Source organism: Polaribacter sp. AHE13PA (assembly GCF_019278505.1).
Classification (GTDB): Bacteria; Bacteroidota; Bacteroidia; order Flavobacteriales; family Flavobacteriaceae; genus Polaribacter.
The window spans coordinates 3102737-3123542 of record NZ_CP058985.1; the positions used below are offsets into that span (position 1 = coordinate 3102737).

General features: G+C 31.1%; 17 protein-coding genes. 15 read left to right on the plus strand and 2 right to left on the minus strand.

Annotated features, from left to right (window positions below; all coding sequences use genetic code 11):
- The first annotated feature begins 128 nt into the window (after positions 1–128).
- Both H0I28_RS13370 and H0I28_RS13375 read left to right on the plus strand, forming a co-directional pair.
- On the plus strand, positions 129–1103 hold the full coding sequence (locus tag H0I28_RS13370) for a YHYH protein (RefSeq protein ID WP_218759418.1): 975 nt from the start codon (positions 129–131) through the stop codon (positions 1101–1103).
- 26 nt (positions 1104–1129) lie between these two features.
- On the plus strand, positions 1130–1708 hold the full coding sequence (locus H0I28_RS13375; RefSeq protein WP_218759419.1) for a hypothetical protein: 579 nt from the start codon (positions 1130–1132) through the stop codon (positions 1706–1708).
- 335 nt (positions 1709–2043) lie between these two features.
- Here the strand turns inward: H0I28_RS13375 and thiL are convergent, their stop codons facing one another.
- A complete protein-coding gene (gene thiL / locus H0I28_RS13380; protein ID WP_218731962.1) occupies positions 2044–3093 on the minus strand; it encodes a thiamine-phosphate kinase in 1050 nt (349 codons plus the stop codon).
- Between the two features lie 104 nt (positions 3094–3197).
- Between thiL and H0I28_RS13385 the strand changes: the two genes are divergently transcribed.
- A complete protein-coding gene (locus tag H0I28_RS13385; RefSeq protein WP_218759420.1) occupies positions 3198–5117 on the plus strand; it encodes a M1 family aminopeptidase in 1920 nt (639 codons plus the stop codon).
- A 413-nt stretch (positions 5118–5530) separates the two neighbouring features.
- Entirely contained in the window at positions 5531–6289 is a 759-nt protein-coding gene (locus H0I28_RS13390) for a UDP-2,3-diacylglucosamine diphosphatase (RefSeq protein WP_218731964.1), read from the plus strand.
- 97 nt (positions 6290–6386) lie between these two features.
- Here H0I28_RS13390 and H0I28_RS13395 read toward each other — a convergent pair whose 3' ends face one another.
- Entirely contained in the window at positions 6387–9263 is a 2877-nt protein-coding gene (locus H0I28_RS13395) for a TonB-dependent receptor (protein ID WP_218731965.1), read from the minus strand.
- A 198-nt stretch (positions 9264–9461) separates the two neighbouring features.
- Between H0I28_RS13395 and H0I28_RS13400 the strand changes: the two genes are divergently transcribed.
- The 11 genes from H0I28_RS13400 to H0I28_RS13450 all read left to right on the plus strand — a co-directional run bounded on the left by H0I28_RS13400 (position 9462) and on the right by H0I28_RS13450 (position 20726).
- Complete coding sequence (locus H0I28_RS13400) at positions 9462–10451, plus strand: MoxR family ATPase (protein ID WP_218731966.1); 990 nt, start codon at positions 9462–9464, stop codon at positions 10449–10451.
- Positions 10452–10547: 96 nt separating this feature from the next.
- Complete coding sequence (locus tag H0I28_RS13405) at positions 10548–11417, plus strand: DUF58 domain-containing protein (RefSeq protein WP_218759421.1); 870 nt, start codon at positions 10548–10550, stop codon at positions 11415–11417.
- A 20-nt stretch (positions 11418–11437) separates the two neighbouring features.
- A complete protein-coding gene (locus tag H0I28_RS13410; RefSeq protein WP_218759422.1) occupies positions 11438–12355 on the plus strand; it encodes a BatD family protein in 918 nt (305 codons plus the stop codon).
- Positions 12342–13346 (plus strand): VWA domain-containing protein, encoded by a 1005-nt coding sequence (locus H0I28_RS13415; RefSeq protein ID WP_218761768.1) that lies wholly within the window; start codon positions 12342–12344, stop codon positions 13344–13346. Before H0I28_RS13410 ends, H0I28_RS13415 begins: the two co-directional genes overlap by 14 nt.
- Before the next feature lie 46 nt (positions 13347–13392).
- Entirely contained in the window at positions 13393–13755 is a 363-nt protein-coding gene (locus tag H0I28_RS13420) for a four helix bundle protein (protein WP_218759423.1), read from the plus strand.
- 28 nt (positions 13756–13783) lie between these two features.
- The gene (locus H0I28_RS13425) at positions 13784–14830 is read left to right on the plus strand and encodes a VWA domain-containing protein (RefSeq protein WP_218759424.1); all 1047 of its coding nucleotides are present in this window, start codon (positions 13784–13786) and stop codon (positions 14828–14830) included.
- A gap of 313 nt (positions 14831–15143) precedes the next feature.
- Positions 15144–16538 carry a glycosyltransferase family 2 protein gene (locus H0I28_RS13430; RefSeq protein ID WP_218759425.1) on the plus strand — a complete coding sequence of 465 codons (1395 nt, stop codon included), beginning with the start codon at positions 15144–15146 and terminating at the stop codon, positions 16536–16538.
- Positions 16539–16820: 282 nt separating this feature from the next.
- A complete protein-coding gene (locus tag H0I28_RS13435; RefSeq protein ID WP_254712781.1) occupies positions 16821–17663 on the plus strand; it encodes a tetratricopeptide repeat protein in 843 nt (280 codons plus the stop codon).
- 78 nt (positions 17664–17741) lie between these two features.
- Positions 17742–19562 (plus strand): BatD family protein, encoded by a 1821-nt coding sequence (locus H0I28_RS13440; RefSeq protein ID WP_254712782.1) that lies wholly within the window; start codon positions 17742–17744, stop codon positions 19560–19562.
- 58 nt (positions 19563–19620) lie between these two features.
- Entirely contained in the window at positions 19621–20379 is a 759-nt protein-coding gene (locus H0I28_RS13445) for an SH3 domain-containing protein (RefSeq protein WP_218759426.1), read from the plus strand.
- 53 nt (positions 20380–20432) lie between these two features.
- On the plus strand, positions 20433–20726 hold the full coding sequence (locus H0I28_RS13450) for a hypothetical protein (RefSeq protein ID WP_218731972.1): 294 nt from the start codon (positions 20433–20435) through the stop codon (positions 20724–20726).
- Positions 20727–20806 lie beyond the last annotated feature (80 nt).

The window sequence follows — 20806 nt, forward strand, 5'->3', positions numbered from 1 at the left end:
TATCAATATAGTTATATGCTATTTTAAAACGAAAAACACATAAAATGTAAAAAAACAAGTAACTTGCTCAAGTTCTTTTAAAGAAAGGACATCTAAAAAAATAATATGTATAATTAAAAAATAAACTTATGAAAAGTAAACTAATATCAATGCACTTTATTACCTCGTTCTTAACATTATTTGTGATATCTTTAGGTATGGTATCTTGTAGTTCTGATGATGACTCGGATACAGATGAGGAAACTGACACTTCAGAATGTGTTCAACAAGAATTGGCAGAAGGAAGTGGAGTTTGTGATACTGAATTAGATCTTACACCCTCTGTAACAATTAGTATTAATGGATCTGATAGAGTTATCACATCTAATAGTATTCCTGATCATTTAGTAGGGACCTTCATTAATGCAGATATTACCGAACAGAATGAAACTTATACAATAACAACAGATCCTTTACTTACAGGAAATTTAACTTCGCTAGAGGGCGATAATGGTCCTGAATATATTTTTGGTATCTTGTTAGACGGTGTAGAATTAGACCCTATTGCAGCTGAACCTTGGCCACATAGTGATCTTGGAGTTATGGATCCTGATGTAAATTGGGATTGGAATTTAGAAGCATTAAATGTTCCTATAGGTTTAGACTGTAACTACTCACATGTTCAACCTACTGGTAAATATCATCATCATGGTACACCAACATTATATGATTTAGTTGCAGATGCAGACGGAACTGAGATGGTACAAGTTGGATGGGCAGCTGATGGATATCCTATTTATTATAAATACGCATATACTGATGCTGATGATAGTAGCTCTGCTGTTATAGAAATGACCTCAAGTTATGAATTGTTAACAGGCGATAGACCTGGAGATGGTGAATCGGCACCTTGTTCTGAGTACAATGGTGCATATTCTGCAGATTACGAGTATGTTGATGGGCTTGGAACTCTTGATGAGGCTAATGGAAGAACTGGTGTAACTCCTGAGTTTCCTGATGGTACATTTTATTATATATTGACTGATGGTGATTCTTTTCCAAGTATCCCAAGATACTTTAGAGGAACACCTTCTGATGACTTCCAACAAGGGCCAGGGAATTAAAAAAAATCTTAAAAAACGAATCAAATATGTATAAATTATATTTATCATGTTTATTCTTTATCATGTGTATACCTTTTACGTATGCACATGATTCTGATATAGCTTATTTTGATATTACAACAGAAGGTACTCAAACTATAATTCATGCTGAATTTTCATGGAGTATTCGAAATGCCTTAATTGCATTCGATTCTAATTATAATAATGCTAAAACAATAGAAGATATTAATGACATATTTTTACGTTACACCAAAGAGAAGTTAAAAATTTTTGACACAAAAGACAAACAATTACATTTATTAAAAGTTATTCTTGAAAAGAATAATGAAGAACATAACCATGCCACACGTTACACATTAATATTCGAGGGTTCAGATATTAGTAAAGTTTCAAACACCATGATGTTTGAACAGAGTAACTCTCAAAAAAATTATCATTGGTACTTAAACAAAGACGGAAAAAAGGAAGAAGCAATTACAGACAAGACTACTTCATCTTTTAATATCACCACAGAAACTAGTAGTTATTTAAAATATTATTTAATTGTTGGCGCAATACTGTTGTTAGGTTTTCTGATTTTTTCTTTTAAAAGAAAGACAAGGTAAATTGTAATAAAATAGAATTTGTGCTAATTATAGTAAAAGATTCTATTAATTTTTAAGAGCCAAATTAGATTGAAAGTTGTACTTGTGGAAAAAAATTATGTTATGATATCTGTGAAATTGAATAAACTACTGATTAAACAGCATATAACACAGTGTATAATTAATTGCTTTGTTCTTCACTACTTGCGAATATTCCTGCGGAATATTCACGGGTTCGTAAAAGTTTGCTAACTTAGTTGCTTAACCACGCACAAACACGTTAAACGAATCTCATAAAAAAAGGCGAAAAATTTAAAATTTTTCGCCTTTTTTATTATAAAATATCATCACTGTATTTATTCATTCTTCAAAGCATTCCAACCTTGAGCTTTCAACTCAATTTCTTGGCTAGCTCTTGTAACCAAGTTCAATCCTTGGTTTTCTGCAGTAATATGACCAATAATAGAAAAATGAGGATTTCCTTTTATTTTATCAAAATCTGCAATTGGCACAGTAAATAACAATTCGTAATCTTCACCACCACTTAAAGCAACCATGGTAGAATCTAACTCAAACTCTTCACAAGCAGAAATTACTTGCGGGTCTAATGGCAATTTATCTTCGTATATTTTACAACCTACTTTACTCTGCGTACAAATATGAAAAAGTTCCGATGAAAGTCCATCAGAAATATCAATCATAGAAGTTGGTTTAATTTCCATTTCTTTTAATAAACCAGGAATATCTTTACGAGCTTCTGGCTTTAACTGACGCTGAATTAAGTATGTGTAATTATCTAAATCTGGCTGATTATTTGGATCAACTTTAAAAACCTGTTTTTCTCTTTCTAAAACTTGTAATCCTAAATAAGCAGCACCTAAATCTCCAGAAACCACAATTAAATCGGTTTCTTTAGCGCCATCTCTATAGACAACGTCTTCTTTTTCTGCTTTACCAATTGCGGTAACAGAAATTAAGATTCCTTTGGTAGATGAAGTAGTGTCTCCACCAACTAAATCTACATTATAGCTTTCACAAGCCAACTGAATTCCGGCATACAATTCTTCAATTGCTTCTAGCGGAAACCTATTCGAAACCGCAATAGAAACCGTAATCTGTTCTGCAACTCCATTCATCGCATACACATCAGATAAATTTACCATTACAGCCTTATATCCTAAATGCTTTAATGGCATATAACTTAAATCGAAATGCACCCCTTCTATCAACAAATCAGTAGTAACCAAAGTTTGTTTATCCGAAACATCTAAAACCGCAGCATCATCTCCAATAGCTTTTATCGTAGATGAATTTTGCACTTTAAAATATTGTGTAATATGATTGATCAAACCAAACTCACCTAGTTCGGCCAACGACGTCTTTTGTGTATTTTTATCTTCTAACATGTTGCAAAGATAGGTACATTCTAAAAAATGACAGAATTACTTTAACACCTATATTTTTTATTTTAGATTTTAAACAGTACTTTTAAATTCTAAGCCTAAGAATTATGATTCGTTTTAGTATTGTTTGCTTTTTTATTCTACTCCATATTTCAAATATAACTGCTCAAGAAATCATAGAAATTGCAGAATCTGAAGCAAAATCGGCTGCTACAAAAATTCATTTTAAGGCAAATCCTAATACTTCAAATTACGATATTACCTACCATAAACTAGAGTTTTCTGTAGATCCTGCTGTGGCAGCTATTTCTGGTAAAGTAACCACTACTTTTACCGCTTTAAACAATTTATCTACCGTTACTTTTGATTTAGATGATACTATGACGGTGACTTCGATAACTCAAAACGGAAATGCAGTAACCTTTTCTCAAAACTCAAATGACGAATTGGTAATTACGCTTCAAGCGACTTTAAACCAAGGAAACTCAACATCAGTTATAATAGATTACAATGGAAATCCAACAAGTAACGGTTTTGGCTCTTTTGAAGTAAACACACACGGAACAGCAAATACTCCGGTACTTTGGACACTTTCTGAACCTTATGGCGCTTTAGGTTGGTGGCCTTGTAAGCAAGATTTGAATGATAAAATTGATACGATTGACGTATATATCACTGCTCCTGAACAATATGTTTCCGTTTCCAACGGATTAGAGCAGAGCACAACGACTAATTTAGGCTTTAAAACCACACATTTTAAACACGAATATCCTATTCCCGCTTATTTAATTGCCATTGCAGTGACCGATTATGAAACCTATTCGCATGATGTTTCTCACAATGATAATAATTTTCCGATTGTAAATTATGTGTATCCAGAAAGTTTAACCTCAGCTCAAAACAGCACTTTAGTCACGGTTGATATTATGGAACATTTTATTGATTTGTTTGGTGATTATCCTTATAAAAATGAAAAATACGGTCACGCCCAGTTTGGTTGGGGCGGCGGAATGGAGCACACAACCGTTTCTTTTATGGGAAATTTTAACCGTGGATTAATTGCGCATGAATTAGCGCACCAATGGTTTGGAAATAAAGTTACCTGCGGAAGCTGGAAAGATATTTGGCTAAATGAAGGTTTTGCTACTTATTTATCTGGTTTAACCATAGAACACTTAGATGGAGATGCTTCTTTTAAAAGTTGGAGAAATTCTACAATTAGCTCTGTAACCTCATCTACAAATGGTGCTGTGTACCTTACGGATGCAGATACCACAAGCGTTGGCAGAATATTTAATAGTAGATTATCTTATAATAAAGGCGCAATGGTTTTACACATGTTGCGTAAAAAATTGAGAGATACTCACTTTTTTGAGGCTTTAAAAAACTACATTTCAGACCCAAATTTGGCATATCATTATGCGAAAACTCCAGATTTAATAGCACATTTAGAAACTGCAAGTGGCTTAGATTTAGATGAGTTTTTTAACGATTGGATTTACAATCAAGGGTATCCAACTTACCATCTAAACTGGCATCAACCAACAACAAACACCATAAATATAACATTGAATCAAACTCAGAGTGATCCTTCTGTTTCTTTTTTTGAAGCCAATGTTCTCGTTCGTTTAAACGGAACAAACGGAGAAGTTTTAGATATCATTTTAAACAACACCACAAACGGACAAACTTTTGTAGAAAACGTTACTTTCACAGTAAATTCAATAGATTTTGATCCAGATGCTGATTTAATTTCTAAAAACAACAATGTTACTTTAGGTATTGAAAACAATCTTTTTGTATCTAAAAATATTTCTTTATTTCCGAATCCTGTAAATGATATTTTAACTATTGAAACCTCAAAAAATATCACGTTCAAAAATGTGATTCTCTATAACACACTTGGTAAAGAAATTCTTACTTCTGATAAAAAACAAATCAATCTTAGTTTACTAAGTGATGGTATTTATTTTATTAAAGTTTTTACGGATACAGGAAACTTGTATAAAAAAATTATTAAAGAGTAACTTTTTGATTAAAGTGCTCTCTATACAAAATTTCTGAAAAAGAAATTCCACTCGAACTGATAGCTTATATTTTTTAAAGATTTGTTAAGCGGAAAGGGTAAAATACAGTTTTATCATTTCTATAATAGGAAAAATCTCATAACAGTGTTACCACAACAACAACAACAACCAAACTATATGTGATTTCTCCCAAAAAGGTCGAAATGACAAAACTGGATGGAAACAAAACTGAACGCAAAAAACACAAAGCTTGTCACTTCGAAATATTGAGAAGTCTCATAACAGTGGTACCACAAAATTGTATCTAGATGTTTTTCTTTTTTTTAAATAAAATTAGTACCCAACCTTTTTAAAGCCTTTCACCCGTTTATAAATTAGTTTTTCTATTTTTACCGATATAAAAAATTCATCTTTTGATTTCTATAACAACATCAGAAAATAAAAAAGTCTATTTTGCTTCCGACCAACATTTTGGAGCACCAACTCCAGAAGCTAGTTTTCCTCGAGAAAAAAAGTTTGTAGCTTGGTTAGACGAAGTTAAAAAAGACGCCGAAGCCATTTTTTTATTAGGAGATTTATTCGATTTTTGGTTCGAATACAAAACCGTAGTTCCTAAAGGATTTGTGCGAGTTCTAGGGAAATTAGCAGAAATAAAAGATTCTGGAATTCCAATTTACTTTTTTATCGGAAATCATGATTTATGGATGAACGATTATTTCCAAAAAGAACTGAATATCCCCGTTTATAATGAACCACAAGAGTTTTTAATCAACAATAAAAAGTTTTTAATTGGTCATGGAGATGGTTTAGGTCCTGGAGATCATGGGTACAAACGCATGAAAAAAGTATTTACATTTCCATTATTCAAATGGATGTTTAGATGGTTGCATCCAGATATTGGTGTACGTTTAGGGCATTATATGTCTGTAAAAAACAAGTTGATTTCTGGTGATGATGATGCAAAATATTTAGGTGATGAAAACGAGTGGTTGGTATTGTATTGCAAAGAAAAACTAACCCAACAACATTACGATTATTTTGTTTTTGGACACCGACACCTTCCTTTAGAAATAGAGCTACAAGAAAACAGTAAATATGTAAACCTTGGAGACTGGATTCAGTATTTTACTTATGGTGAGTTTGATAAAGATTTTAAATTATTAAAAGCATAAAAATAAATCTTCACTGATTTAGTTTAAATACTTTTATAAAATAATAAACATAAAAAAAGCGGCAAGTTGCCGCTTTTTAAATATAAAAATAATTCATTTATTTTAAGTTAAAACTTACTCTTGCAAATAGAAATCTACCGCCAATACCAAATTGTTGTGCTCTTCTAGACCAATCGAAACGACCATCACTTCTGTTACCAAAAGAAGCTTCTGCCATATCTGGATAAATATCAAACAAGTTATTAGCACCAATTGTTAACGTTAAAGCATCTGTAGCTTTATATCCCAAGGATAAATCTGTAACCACCTTAGAACTGAATACCTGTTGGTTTGCAACCACTGTTGTAGCCTCTGTTACTTCACCAAAATATACATTTCGTAAAAAGATATTAAATTTACCTGTTGTAAAACTATTTGTTAAATTTAACTTCGTTCTTGGCACTGCTTCTTCTAAATACACTCTACTATCTTCAGGAAAATAAGTACTTACTAAGCCTGCATTTTCTAAAACCGTAGATGCATTAATATCTCCTACTTGTTCTGTTTTAGATAAAGTTGCAGATAAATCTGTTTTTAATCTAGAATTAGCTCCAATATCTGCTTTATGCGTAATTACAAAATCTACTCCTTTAGATTGTGTATCTATTGCATTTGCGAAGAAAGACGCTGCAGAAGCATTTGCTTGTGCTAATAAATTATCTAATTCTGTGCCAGTACCAGGACCTGCAAACTGACCTGTATAAACCACTCTGTCATCAATATTAACAACATAACCATCTAAAGTTAAAGTAATATTAGCTTCTGGTAATTTTGCAGTAAAACCTGCACTAAAACTGGTAGAAGTCTCTTCTTTTAACTGAGGAATACCTAATAATTGAGCTGCTCTACTATCATTAGAAAAAGTACCTACTTCTTGTGGATCTCCATTCTGATCAAAAATAGTTGACGTAGAATTAAAATTTAATTGATGTAAAGAAGGTGCTCTAAAACCAGTATTAAAAGAAGCTCTAATTCTAAAATTATCCGAAGCTTTAATTAAAGTTGCTAATTTAAAATTTATGGTAGAACCAAAATCCGAATAATCTTCAAAACGTGTTGCGAAATTTAACGAAATAGCATCAGAAAAATCTGCATCTAAATCTAAATAACCAGCAATACTACTTCTACCTCTAGACAACTCATTACTAGGACTAAAACCTGGAAAAACTTGCGAACCACCTGGTCTTGCTGCATCAAAAAAGTCTAATAAAGGCGTTTGAGATGATAAGGTAATTGCCTCACCTACTGCTGTATACTGAGTATAAGAAGCTTCTTCTCCGGCAGTAATTTCATAATTTTCTAAACGATATTCTGCACCAAAAGCGACACCTAAACCTTGAAAAGTGTTTTTATAAAACTTATTTAAATCTAAGTTTACGGTATTTTGAGCAAAAGCAAAACCACCAGCATCAAAAACTGTTGGAGAAGCATTTCCTTGAGATGCATTAAATGTATTACCAATCATATAATCGAAAGCATTTCTACCATATGTATTTGAAAAATCTACATTCCATTCTCCAATCTTACCTTTAATTCCCACTGCTAAAGATTTGTCTGAAATAGTAGAATTAATTTCTGGTAAAAAACCATTAATGTAAGCAGGTGTGTATGTTCTACTTTGGTTTGGCAATCTATAAAAACCCGCAGAATTACCATCTCTAGACCCTAAACCAGCAAAGGAATATAATTCTGTACCATTATCATCTAGAGGTAATTTAAAGTTGGCAAAAAATCTACCTCCACGTACTTTAGACTGCCCAACTCTCATGTTAAAGTCTTTACTTTCTAAACCTCTTGCTGCTAATTCTGCAGTTGTATTATCTCCTGATAAAATACCTTGTAATTGTGTCTTTGTGGTAGCTCCATTTAAATTAATACCAGCCTGATTTGCATATTGTATAACATCACTAACATCATTATCTAATAATTTGGTTAAATCATAACCATCATCATTTGCAAATCTTTCAACGGTATTATATAAATTAAAGATTGTTCCTTCCCAATCTTTCATTCTGTTGTAAGCTTCTCTTACATCAAAATCTCCTGTAAAGTTAATGAACCCACCTTTATCACCAATTGGCAATCCATAGTTTGCACTAATATTGGTAGTTTGTCCGTCTACACCTCCCGTTTGTCCATTGGCATTTTTACTAAAATTAGCACCAGTAGTTACTACTAAAGCTAATTCATTTACGCTTTCATTTAAAACGATGTTAATAACACCCGCAATAGCATCAGAACCATATTGTGCCGCTGCTCCATCACGTAAAACTTCAATTCGTTTTATAGATGCTGCAGGTATGGCGTTTAAATCTGTACCAACAGAACCTCTACCAAAAGTTCCATTAATATTTATTAGAGAAGAAGTATGCCTTCTTTTACCATTTATTAATACCAAAACCTGATCTGGTCCTAAACCTCTTAAAGATGCTGGATCTATATGATCTGTACCATCAGAAATTGTTTGTGTATTAGACGTAAATGACGGAGCTACAAAATTTAAAATCTGATTTAAATTTACTTGTGGAGAAGATGCAGCCAACTCTTTCATATCTACAATATCTATTGGAACCGGAGAATCTATAGCAGTTCTATTAGGGTTTCTAGAACCTATTACAACAACTTCTTCTAAAGAATTATCTTCATTTACCAAAATTGTTAAATAAGAGGTATTTGTAACATTTACCTCTTTAGAAGCATATCCCATAGAGGAAACTACCAATTTAATAGGTAAACTTTCTACAGTAACAGAAAACTCTCCATTAATATCTGTAACCGATCCGTTGGTTGTTCCTTTTTCAATAACATTTACATATGGCAAACCACCACCAGATGAATCTGTAACTTTACCCTTTATAGTTTGTGCTACCATAGCCAAAGGCAACATAAATAACAAAGTGATCACTACGTTTTTTAATAAGTAATTTTCTTTCATATTAAAGTATTTTTAAAGTTATTATCTCTAAATATCGCCTTTTTAAACTAAAAATCCAATATTTTAACAATTTCTTTATACTATAACTCTTTTTATAAATTAAAAAAATAGACATCTTTAACCTTCTTTTAACAACAATAATTTTGTTATTATTGTAGCTTTGTTCCTGTAAAAAATAACACCTAACACAATATTACAATGGATGTAGATGTAAGAGCTATTAATGAAAAAATAGAAAGAGAAAGTGCCTTTATAGACATTCTTACTTTAGAAATGAATAAAGTAATTGTTGGCCAAAAACAAATGATAGAAAGTTTGTTAATTGGATTGATTGGAAACGGTCATATTTTGCTAGAAGGGGTTCCTGGATTGGCAAAAACCTTAGCAATTAATACATTGTCTAAAGCGGTACAAGCCTCTTTTAGTAGAGTTCAGTTTACACCAGATTTATTACCTGCAGATGTTGTTGGAACCATGATTTACAACATGAAAGAAAACAATTTTGAGATCAAAAAAGGTCCAATTTTCGCAAATTTTGTGTTAGCAGATGAGATTAACAGAGCACCTGCAAAAGTGCAATCTGCTTTGTTAGAAGCAATGCAAGAGCGCCAAATTACTATTGGAGACACTACTTTTAAGTTAGACGAACCTTTCTTAGTAATGGCAACTCAAAACCCTGTAGAACAAGAAGGAACATATCCTTTACCAGAAGCACAAGTAGATCGTTTTATGCTAAAGGTTGTTATTGACTACCCAAAATTACAAGACGAACAAATTATTATGCGTCAGAATTTATCTGGCGGATTTTCTAAAGTAAATCCTGTAGTTTCTGTAGAACAAATTATTAGAGCAAGAGAAGTGGCTAATGAAGTGTATATGGATGAAAAAATTGAGAAATACATTCTTGATATCATCTTTGCAACGCGTTATCCAGAAAAATATAATTTACCGCAATTAAAAGATTTAATTAGTTTCGGAGCATCCCCAAGGGGAAGTATCAACCTTGCTAAAGCAGCAAAATGTTATGCTTTTATCAAAAGAAGAGGGTATGTAATACCAGAAGATGTTAGAGCAGTTGTTTTTGATATTTTACGTCACAGAATAGGAATTACCTATGAAGCAGAAGCAGAAAATGTAACCTCTGTAGACATTATCAATTCAATTATTAATGAGATTGAAGTACCATAGATAGTTGGCAGTAAAAACAGTTGCAGTTGGCAGTTGCTTACTCATGTTTAAAAAAACCGATTCAATTACACGCTTCAACAATTAAACAATTACACGTTGCAAACTAAGGAGATACTTAAAAAAGTTCGTAAAATAGAAATTAAGACAAAGCGTTTGTCTAATGATATTTTTGGAGGTGAATACCATTCATCTTTCAAAGGACGCGGTATGACTTTTTCTGAAGTAAGACAATACCAATTTGGCGATGATGTTAGAGCAATCGACTGGAATGTTACTGCGCGTTACAATGAACCTTATATAAAAGTTTTTGAAGAAGAACGAGAGTTAACCATGATGCTTTTGGTAGATGTTTCTGGTTCTGAATTATTTGGAACATCAACGCAGTTTAAGAAAGATACCGTTACAGAAATTGCTGCAACATTGGCCTTTTCTGCCACTCAGAATAACGATAAAGTAGGTTTAATTTTATTTTCTGATGATGTAGAACTTTTTATTCCTCCTAAAAAAGGGAAAAGTCACGTTTTAAGAATCATTAGAGAACTAATAGAATTTAAACCAAAAAGTAAAAAAACCAATATTGCTGCCGCTTTAAAGTTTTTATCTAGTGTGATGAAAAAAAGAGCGATTGTTTTTATGTTGTCAGATTTTATGGATGATGATTATGAAAAAACATTAAAAATTGCGGCTAAAAAACACGATTTAACAGGAATAAGAGTTTTTGATAAACACGATGAAGAAATTCCTAATTTAGGAATGGTACCAATGTTAGACTCAGAAACTAGCGATGTACAATTAGTAAACACTGCATCAAAATCTGTAAGAACTAGCTACAAAGCAAATGCCTTACGTTTGTCTGATTATTATTTAAACATGTTTAAAAGGAGTGGCGCAGGTACTGTTAACACAAGAGTTGATGAAAACTACGTAAAAAAATTATTAGGTTATTTTAAACATAAAGGAAGATAGTAACGCAGTTACCCTTAAAAATGAAAAAACAACTATTCTACATACTACTATTCGTTTCAACCATAGGTTTTGCACAAGAATCAAAGGTAAAAGCAGAAATTGACACCACTAATATTAGAATTGGTGAACAATTCAATTTAAAAATTACTGTTGATGACACTCAGAATGTGATCATGCCCAAATTACAATTAAAAGGTTTAGAAATTATAGATTCTACTCAAGTAGACACTATAAAAAACTCCTTAATAAGAAAGTATATTTTAACTGGTTTTGATAGTGGTGCATTTTACATTCCGCAACAACAAATATTTGTAAAAAATCAAGCTTTTTTAACAGACTCTTTATTGGTAAATGTAGCCACCATAGCTATTGACACAACTAAAGTAAAAAAGTTTCCTATAAAATCTATTAAAAGTGAACCATATACTTTTGATGATTTTAAAGTATACATATATATACTTTTAGCAGCATTAGCTATTATCGGTTTCTGGATTTATTGGTTTGTCATCAGAAAAAGAAAAGAAGAAATAGAGGAAGATACTTATAAAGCAATGCCTCCTTATGACGAAGCTATTTTAAAGTTAAATGAATTAGACGAAAAATTATTGTGGCAAAACAATAAGGTAAAAGAATATTATTCTGAATTAACAGAAATTGTACGTGGTTATATAGAGCGAGAATTAAAAGTACCTGCTTTAGAAAAAACAACTGATGAGGTTTTAGATATGCTAAAAGACTTTAAAGATGCAGAAACCATACAAACATCAGAAGATACTATTAAAAAGTTAAGAGATTTGTTAAGAGAAGCTGATTTGGTGAAATTTGCAAAATCGAAACCTTTAGCTTTAGAAATAGAAGAAGATAGAAAAGATGCTCAGGATATTGTGAGTAATTTAAAACCTAAACCAATTATTGAAGAGAATGATGAATTGGAGTAATTTTGAGTTTCATAATCCGGAGTTTTTGTGGTTGCTAATTGTAATTCCACTAGTAGCAGTATGGCATTTTTTTATGCGCAAAAAAGATGCTGCAGTATTAACAATGCCAAGTATAAAGGGGTTTAAAACAGACTCGCTTTTATCAAAATTAAAACCACTTTTATATCTTTTAAGAATATTAGCTTTAGTAGCAATTATTGTTGCTTTAGCAAGACCGAGAAATGTTTCTGTCAGTAAAAAAACAAAAAGCAATAAAGGGATAGACATTGTAATGGCAATTGATGTTTCTGCAAGTATGTTGGCAAAAGACCTAAAACCTAACAGATTAGAAGCGCTTAAAAAAGTAGCCATAGATTTTGTAGATAGAAGACCAAACGATAGAATAGGAATTGTTGTGTATGCAGGAGAAAGCTTTACACAAACACCTATTACAAGCGACAAAGGGATTGTAAAACGAACCATTTCCGAACTTCAATGGGGACAATTAGAAGGCGGAACAGCTATTGGAATGGGATTAGGTTCTGCTGTAAACAGGTTAAAAGAAAGCACCGCAAAAAGTAAGGTTATTATCTTATTAACAGACGGTGTAAATAACACTGGTAACATAGACCCAAGAACAGCTACAGAACTTGCAAAAGAACTAGAAATTAAAACCTACACAATAGGATTAGGAACTAATGGAATGGCAGATTTTCCTTACAGTAAAGACCCTAGAACAGGAAAATTACAATTTAGAAAGTTGCCCGTAGAAATTGATGAAGATTTATTAAAAGAAATAGCTACAGAAACCCAAGGTAAATATTTTAGAGCTACAGATAATGAGTCTTTAAAAGAAATTTATGACGAAATTGACAAGCTTGAAAAAACGAAGATAGAAGAATTTAAGTATTACAATTATCAAGAAAAATATAGAATTTTTATCTTTTTAGGATTAGGATTCTTGTTGTTAGAATTTTTGTTGAGAAACACGTTATTTAAATCGTTTATTTAAAGCATGTTTAACTGTTGAATTGTTTAATCGTGTAAATGTAAAAAAGATGTATATATTTTCATTTGAAAAGCTGAAGGTTTGGCAAGAAGCTATAGATCTCTCTGTTGAAGTTTATAGTGTTACCAAAAACTTTCCTACTGATGAAAAATACGGAATTACAAGTCAATTAAAAAGAGCTTCAAATTCAATTTCAGCAAATATAGCAGAAGGCACATCTAGAATTACAAATAAAGACAAAGCACATTTTTCAACAATAGCATTTAGTTCAACTATGGAAGTTTTAAATCATATAATTTTATGTCATAAACTTCAATTTATAAACGAAGAAATTTATAATGACTTGCGTAAGAAAATTTACAAAATATCTAACATGTTAAATGCTCTACGCAAAGCACAGTTAAACAAATAAACAATTACACGATTACACATTAAAAACAATGTACAAAATAGAAGAACCCGTTTATTTTTCCCTGCTCATAATCATTCCAGCAATGATTGCTGTTTTCTTGTTGGTTTTATGGTGGAAAAAAAGAACACAAAAAAAATTTGCTGACTTAAATTTACTTCAAAATTTAGCTCCAAATTCATCCACTTTTAAATCTGTTTTAAAACTGGTATTTTTACTTTTAGGAATTACTTTTTTAGTAATTGCGTTAGTAAACCCTAAAATGGGAACCAAATTGCAAACCGTAAAAAGAGAAGGTGTAGATATTGTATTTGCCTTAGATGTTTCTAAAAGTATGCTGGCAGAAGATATTGCGCCAAACAGACTAGAAAAAGCAAAACAAATTATCTCTAAAACTATTGATAAATTAGGTTCTGATAGAGTTGGTATTATTATTTATGCAGGAAATGCATACCCGCTTTTACCAATAACCACAGATCATGCGGCTGCAAACATGTTTTTACAAAATGCGAATCCAGATATGGTTTCTAGTCAAGGTACAGACATCAATGGAGCTCTAGAATTAGCAAAAACTTATTATAATAATGACGAACAAACAAACCGTTTTTTAATTATTATTTCTGATGGTGAAGATCATCAAGAAGAAACAAAACAAGTAGCCCAAACATTAACCGAAGAGGGGGTAAAGATTTACACAATTGGTGTAGGTTTAGAAAATGGAAGTCCAATTCCTATACAAGTAAACGGTACTATGATTGGCTACAAAAAAGACAATAAAGGAGAAACTGTACTCACCAAACGCATGCCAGATGTTCTACAAGGCATTGCAGATGCTGCAAATGGCAGTTACATAGATGGTAACATTACAGAAAAACCCGTAACAGTGATTGCTGATATTATTGCTAATGCTGAAAAAAGCGAATTCGAAACAAAACAATTCTCCGATTATAAAGACCAATTTCAATGGTTTGTAGCTATCGGATTACTATTCTTATTGATAGATATTTTATTATTTGACAAGAAAACCAAATGGTTGCGAAAAGTAGATTTGTTTGATGAAGAAAAACAGAAGAAATAACGCCTTTATTCCTTCCGAGGTACGAGGAAATCTCTTAAAAATTACAACCTTTTTATAAAGTTACATTTTAGATGAGCTGATTAATAATTTTAATCAGCTCATTTATTTTATTTCATTTGTTAGAAAAAACTTTATCAATTACACAATAAAATCTTCCACTCATTAAATAAGGATACTTTTTACCCATAAAATGGGTAAATAATACACACTTAAAAATACTCAAAAAAGATAACCTGCTATAAACAAGCTACATACACTAATGGTACATATATTGATTTAATCTTGGTACAAAAAGTCCTAAACAAACACCATCATGAAATCAACAGCATTTAATTTAAAATTACAAAATAATAAATTCTCTATAGAAGACAGAAAAACTTCTCCAATTAACTTTAGAGCGGTTATTGTTCTTGTTAGTTCATTTGTTATAATGATTGGTGCCGCTTTTGCAGTTTATTTATTACAAGATGATTTTTCAAAATTTAATTTTGAAAGATTAAATAATAGTTTCGGAGCTGTATTTTTTAATCTTGCAGCTGTATTATTTATTTTTACATCCTTAACCTTTCTTTACGATGTATACTTATATTTTAAATACAAGCCTATTGAGTCTGTAAGTGATGAAGAATTGCCAACAGTTACCGTTATTGTGCCAGCATATAACGAAGGGAAGCAAGTTTGGGCTACCTTAAAAAGTTTAGCTAAAAGTGATTATCCTAAAGAAAAATTACAATTATTATCTATTGATGATGGTAGTAAAGATGATACTTGGGAGTGGATGAAAGAAGCTAAAAGAATTTTAGGAGATCAAGTAACCATTATGCAACAGCCTAAAAACATGGGGAAGCGTCATGCTTTATACCGTGGTTTTAATATGGGAACAGGAGAAATTTTTGTTACAGTAGATAGTGATTCAATCGTTAAGGAAGACACACTACGTAACCTAGTAAGCCCATTAGTTGTGGATGAAAAATGTGGAGCAGTGGCTGGTAATATTCAAGTACTGAATAATAAAAAAGCTTTATTACCAAAAATGCTAAATGTAAGTTTTGTAATGAGTTTCGAATTTAAACGTTCTGCTGAAAGTAGTTTAAATTCAGTATTATGTACTCCTGGTGCTTTAGCTGCTTATAGATCAAACGCTGTTTTTGCTTGTTTGCCAGAGTGGATAGATCAAAAATTTATGGGGAAAGCTTCTGATATTGGAGAAGACAGAGCATTAACTAACATGATATTAAAGCAAGGTTACAGCGTTTTATTTCAAAGAAATGCTTTTGCTTACACAAATGTACCAGAAGATTATAAAGGTTTATATAAGATGTTTATTAGATGGGGAAGAAGTAATGTTAGAGAAAACATTGCAATGTCTAAATTTGTATTTACAAACTTTAAAGAAGGAAACAAGTTCGGATCTAGATTATTATTTTTTACACAATCAATTAAAATGATTATGTCTTATCCTTTCTTAATATTTATGTTATATTTTATAATTGCACATCCAGCATTATTTATAAGCTCTACGTTATTAAGTATTTTAATAATATCTACTTTTCCAGTACTATTTTATGCAAAAAGATATGATTTTAAAGAAGCATTTTGGGCGTATTCATATAGCATACTATATACTTTTGGTTTGTTCTGGATTACTCCGTATGCCATTGCAACAGCAGGAAAAAGTGGTTGGTTAACTAGAGAAATAGCCGCTTAAGTAGCATAAAAACAACATATAAATAATTCTACCCCCTATTTTGTAGAATTATTAAGAAAACATCCAGGAGGCTCTTTTATAGAGCAAACTGGATGTTTTTATTTGTAGAAAATTAAACACAATATTTTTCATCACAAACCACTTCATTATACAATAAGTTCATTAAAAGCAACCTAAAACAATGAATATTAGGCTCCTTAAAAATAACAACTTATTAACAAAATTCTTTTTTTGAATACCTTACTTTTGTAATCATTACTTTTATGTAAAAAGATACAAATTATGAAAGAAGTTAAAGATAACATGAAGATCTTACAGTACATCCTTATCGTTTTCTTGATGCTATTTTCACCGAAAGAAATTTTAGCACAAAAAGACTCTATTGCCTTACAACGAGAAGCTAGAAAGTTGTTAAGACAAGGAAATGATTTATACAGTAAAAAGCAATTTACAGATGCTTCAGTTGCGTATCAGAAATCATTAGCAAATAATACAAAATACGATAAAGCATCATACAATTTAGGTAATGCTTTATATGAAAATAATAATTTTAAAGAAGCGGTACCACAATACGAATTAACCGCAGAAACTGCAAAAGATAAATTTACAAAAGCAGAAGCGTACCATAACATTGGTAATGCAATGATGGAGCAAAAACAATATCAACCTGCTGTAGATGCCTACAAAAATTCGTTAAGAAACAACCCTAATGATGATGAAACTCGTTATAATTTAGCCGTTGCTCAATCCTTACTAGAAAAGGAAAATCAGGATAATAAAGACGACAAAAACAAAGACAACAAGGATAAAAAAGATCAGGACAAGAAAGACAAAGACGATAAGAAAGAAGGAGACGACAAAGATAAAAATAAGGATAAAGACAAGGATCAAAAAGACCAAAAGGATAAGGACGGCAAGGGAGATGATGAAAAAGACAAGAATAAAGACCCTAAAAAAGATGAGAAAAAGGAACAAGAAAAGCCTAAGCCTCAACCAGGAAAAATGTCTCCAGAACAAGTAAAGCAATTGTTAGAAAGCTTAAATAACGAGGAAAAGAAAACTCAAAAGAAAATGAATGCTCAAAAAGCGAAAGGCAAAAAAGTAAAACAAGAAAAAGATTGGTAGAAATCTACCCTTAATCTTAATTGAAGCTAGCGTACATCATATTCTAAAAATTAGTTTGTTAAAAAAATAAGTACAAAATTGAATACCTATAAAATTAAAATAATAAATAAAACTCAAGAGTGGCTCTCACAAATGGGGAAAGTTAGAGGTGCCTTTATGCTTATATTTTGTTTAGTAACCACTTTTGTAGCTGCTCAAGAAGCTACCCTAACAGCAACTGTAAGTAAAAATAAATTGGCAGTAAACCAACGTTTACGAATTGAGTTTACCATTAATAAACAAGGTGGAGACAACTTTTCTCCCCCTAAGTTTACTAATTTTAAAGTAGTAGGAGGCCCAAGCCAATCTGTTAGTCAGTCTTGGGTAAATGGAAAAACAAGTTTTTCACAATCTTATACTTACGTTCTTCAACCAAATAAAAAGGGAGAATTAACTATTGGAGAAGCTAGTATTAAAATTTCTGGTAAAACCATAAAATCTGAAGCTATAAAAATTATAGTTTTAGATGCTGTAGATATTCCTAAAAACCCAAATGACCCAAATTATATTGCACAACAAAACATTCATTTAGTAGCAGAAATCTCTAAATCTAGACCTTATGTAGGAGAAGGTATTTATGTAGAATATAGACTGTATGTTAGCGAAAATGTTAGTGTGTACGATACTAATGTTACAGAAGCACCACAATATAATGGTTTTTGGAACCAAGCCATTAAAATAAGTAATTACCCTGTAAAAATGGGAAAATACAATGGCGAAGATTATAGATACATTGTACTTCAGAAAGCATTATTAATACCTACAAAAACAGGAAATCTAACAATAGACCCCATGAAAATGGATATTGTTATAGGCGTTCCTACAGGTAGAGCAGATTTTTTTGGAAATGTAATAACAAGAAATGTTCAAAAAGAATTTGCATCGGCTAAAAAAGTAATTAACCCAAGAAGTCTTCCTTTAGAAGGGAAACCAACAAACTTTACAGGTGCCGTTGGTGATTTTAATTTTGATGTTACTCTAAGTAAAGAGGTTTTAAAAGCAAACGAAAGCTCTCAAATTAAAGTGGCTGTTTCTGGTAAGGGAAATTTAAAGTTGTTTGAATTACCAGAGGTAACAACTCCTGTTGAGTTAGAAAAATATCAACCAGAAAGAAAAGAAAAGGTTCAGGTAAATTCTAGTGGAGTTTCTGGTGAAATATCAGATTTATATACCGTAGTTCCACAATATAAAGGAAAGTATAAAATACCGAATATTTCTTTCTCTTACTTTAACCCAAATGAACGAAAGTACCATACAATTACAACAGATGATTTCTTTGTAGATGTCTTAGAAGGAAAAGAATTAAAACCTGCAAGAGATACAAATGCTACGCAAAAACAAGATGTGGTTTCTACAGGTAATAATTTTAGATACATACAAACAAAAAGTAATTTAGAACTTGTAGACACAGAAGATTTCTTTAAGTCTAACTTGTTTTACATTTTGTTATTGTTGCCGTTAATAACAATTCCTATTGGTGTTTTTATTGCTAAAAAAGCAGAAGAAAGAAGTAATGACCTTATTGGAAATAAATTAAGAAAAGCAGAAAAATTAGCTAAAAAATATTTATCTGAAGCGCAAAAACAACTAGGTAAAAAAGAAGCTTTTTACGAAGCCTTAGAAAGAGCGTTACACAACTACCTAAAGGCAAAATTAGGTATTGAAACAGCAGATATTAGTAAAGAAAAAATTACAGAAATTTTAGAAAATAAAAAAGTTGAACCAACAACAATTATTCATTTTATAGAAGTTTTAAAACATTCTGATATGGCACGTTACTCACAGATAACAAATACAGAAATGGAAGCTGAATTTGAGCGTGCTAAACAAGTTATTGTTCAATTAGATAAACAATTATAACCTACTTCCTAAAAGGCTTAAAAACCTTTTAGGTGTATTTCAATATAGACTATTTCGAATGAAAAGAATATTTTTTTTATTGTTGATAATTGCCAATTCGGTTACTGCACAAAATGTAGATAGCTTATTTGTTTCTGCAAATAACTTATACAAAGATGGTAAATTTAGCGAGGCAATTGAATTCTACAAACAAATAGAAACTAAAGAATTAGTATCATCAGAATTGTATTACAATTTAGGTAATTCTTATTACAAGCTTAACAAAGTTGGACCAGCTATTTATTATTATGAAAAGGCGTTAATATTAGATCCTTTAAATGCTGATGTAAAAAACAACTTGGTTTTTGCACAACGTTTAGCATTAGATAATATAGAAGAATTGCCAAAAACTGTTTTACAAAAATTTAAAGCAAATTATTTACAAAAGTTATCTTACAACCAATGGGCAATAGTAGTTGTAGTATTTTCGATTTTAGGTAGCTTCTTATTTTTACTCTTTTATTTTGCTGATGGACCTACTAAAAAAAGGTTCTATTTTACAACAAGTATTATTAGCTTTATACTTCTTATTGCATCATTATTTATCACTTATAATCAATATAATTTTGCGCTTAACAATAAAGAAGCTATCGTTTTTGCAGAAGAAACAGACGTTAGAAATGCACCTACATTAAACTCCGAGGAAATATTTACGTTGCACGAGGGAACTAAAATTATAGTTTTAGATGGCGTGGATGAATGGAAAAAAGTTAAAATTAATGATGGTAGATTAGGTTGGATACACGCTGAAGACATTAAGTTATTAAACGATATTTAATTTTTTTTTAACACTAAATACAAAAAGCTTTCTTAAATTCGCAAAAAAAATACTTGAAAGTTAAAGTAGCACTTTTCTTTATATTGATATTTTCCTCCCTATTAATTACGCCTACAGTAATTAGTTTAATTGACAGTACCCAAGACATTTCTGTCTTAATTAACATGAATGAGGAAGAAGAAAATCATGGAAAAAACACTTTAAAAGAAGTAAAAATTATTCCTTATTCTGATGTTTCTATCTCTTTTAGAAAAAATCAGAAGATAAAAAATGTACGTTACAGATCTAAAAACTACATTTCTGAATACCCAAAGATAGTTACTCCTCCACCTAAGTTTGTACTATAACTTCTGTACAAAAAAACAAAATTTATAAAACTTAACAAATAGCTCTACTCTAAAAAGAATAGAGTAAAAATATATTACAT

Excerpts from the sequence above, each read along its gene's own strand:
- H0I28_RS13400 (WP_218731966.1), top strand. The coding sequence starts at position 9,462 with ATGGATGTAGATGTAAGAGCTATTAATGAAAAAATAGAAAGAGAAAGT.
- thiL (WP_218731962.1), bottom strand. The coding sequence starts at position 3,093 with ATGTTAGAAGATAAAAATACACAAAAGACGTCGTTGGCCGAACTAGGT.
- H0I28_RS13395 (WP_218731965.1), bottom strand. The coding sequence starts at position 9,263 with ATGAAAGAAAATTACTTATTAAAAAACGTAGTGATCACTTTGTTATTT.
- H0I28_RS13370 (WP_218759418.1), top strand. The coding sequence starts at position 129 with ATGAAAAGTAAACTAATATCAATGCACTTTATTACCTCGTTCTTAACA.
- H0I28_RS13420 (WP_218759423.1), top strand. The coding sequence starts at position 13,393 with ATGTATATATTTTCATTTGAAAAGCTGAAGGTTTGGCAAGAAGCTATA.
- H0I28_RS13445 (WP_218759426.1), top strand. The coding sequence starts at position 19,621 with ATGAAAAGAATATTTTTTTTATTGTTGATAATTGCCAATTCGGTTACT.
- H0I28_RS13435 (WP_254712781.1), top strand. The coding sequence starts at position 16,821 with ATGAAAGAAGTTAAAGATAACATGAAGATCTTACAGTACATCCTTATC.
- H0I28_RS13425 (WP_218759424.1), top strand. The coding sequence starts at position 13,784 with ATGTACAAAATAGAAGAACCCGTTTATTTTTCCCTGCTCATAATCATT.
- H0I28_RS13430 (WP_218759425.1), top strand. The coding sequence starts at position 15,144 with ATGAAATCAACAGCATTTAATTTAAAATTACAAAATAATAAATTCTCT.
- H0I28_RS13375 (WP_218759419.1), top strand. The coding sequence starts at position 1,130 with ATGTATAAATTATATTTATCATGTTTATTCTTTATCATGTGTATACCT.
- H0I28_RS13385 (WP_218759420.1), top strand. The coding sequence starts at position 3,198 with ATGATTCGTTTTAGTATTGTTTGCTTTTTTATTCTACTCCATATTTCA.
- H0I28_RS13415 (WP_218761768.1), top strand. The coding sequence starts at position 12,342 with ATGAATTGGAGTAATTTTGAGTTTCATAATCCGGAGTTTTTGTGGTTG.
- H0I28_RS13410 (WP_218759422.1), top strand. The coding sequence starts at position 11,438 with ATGAAAAAACAACTATTCTACATACTACTATTCGTTTCAACCATAGGT.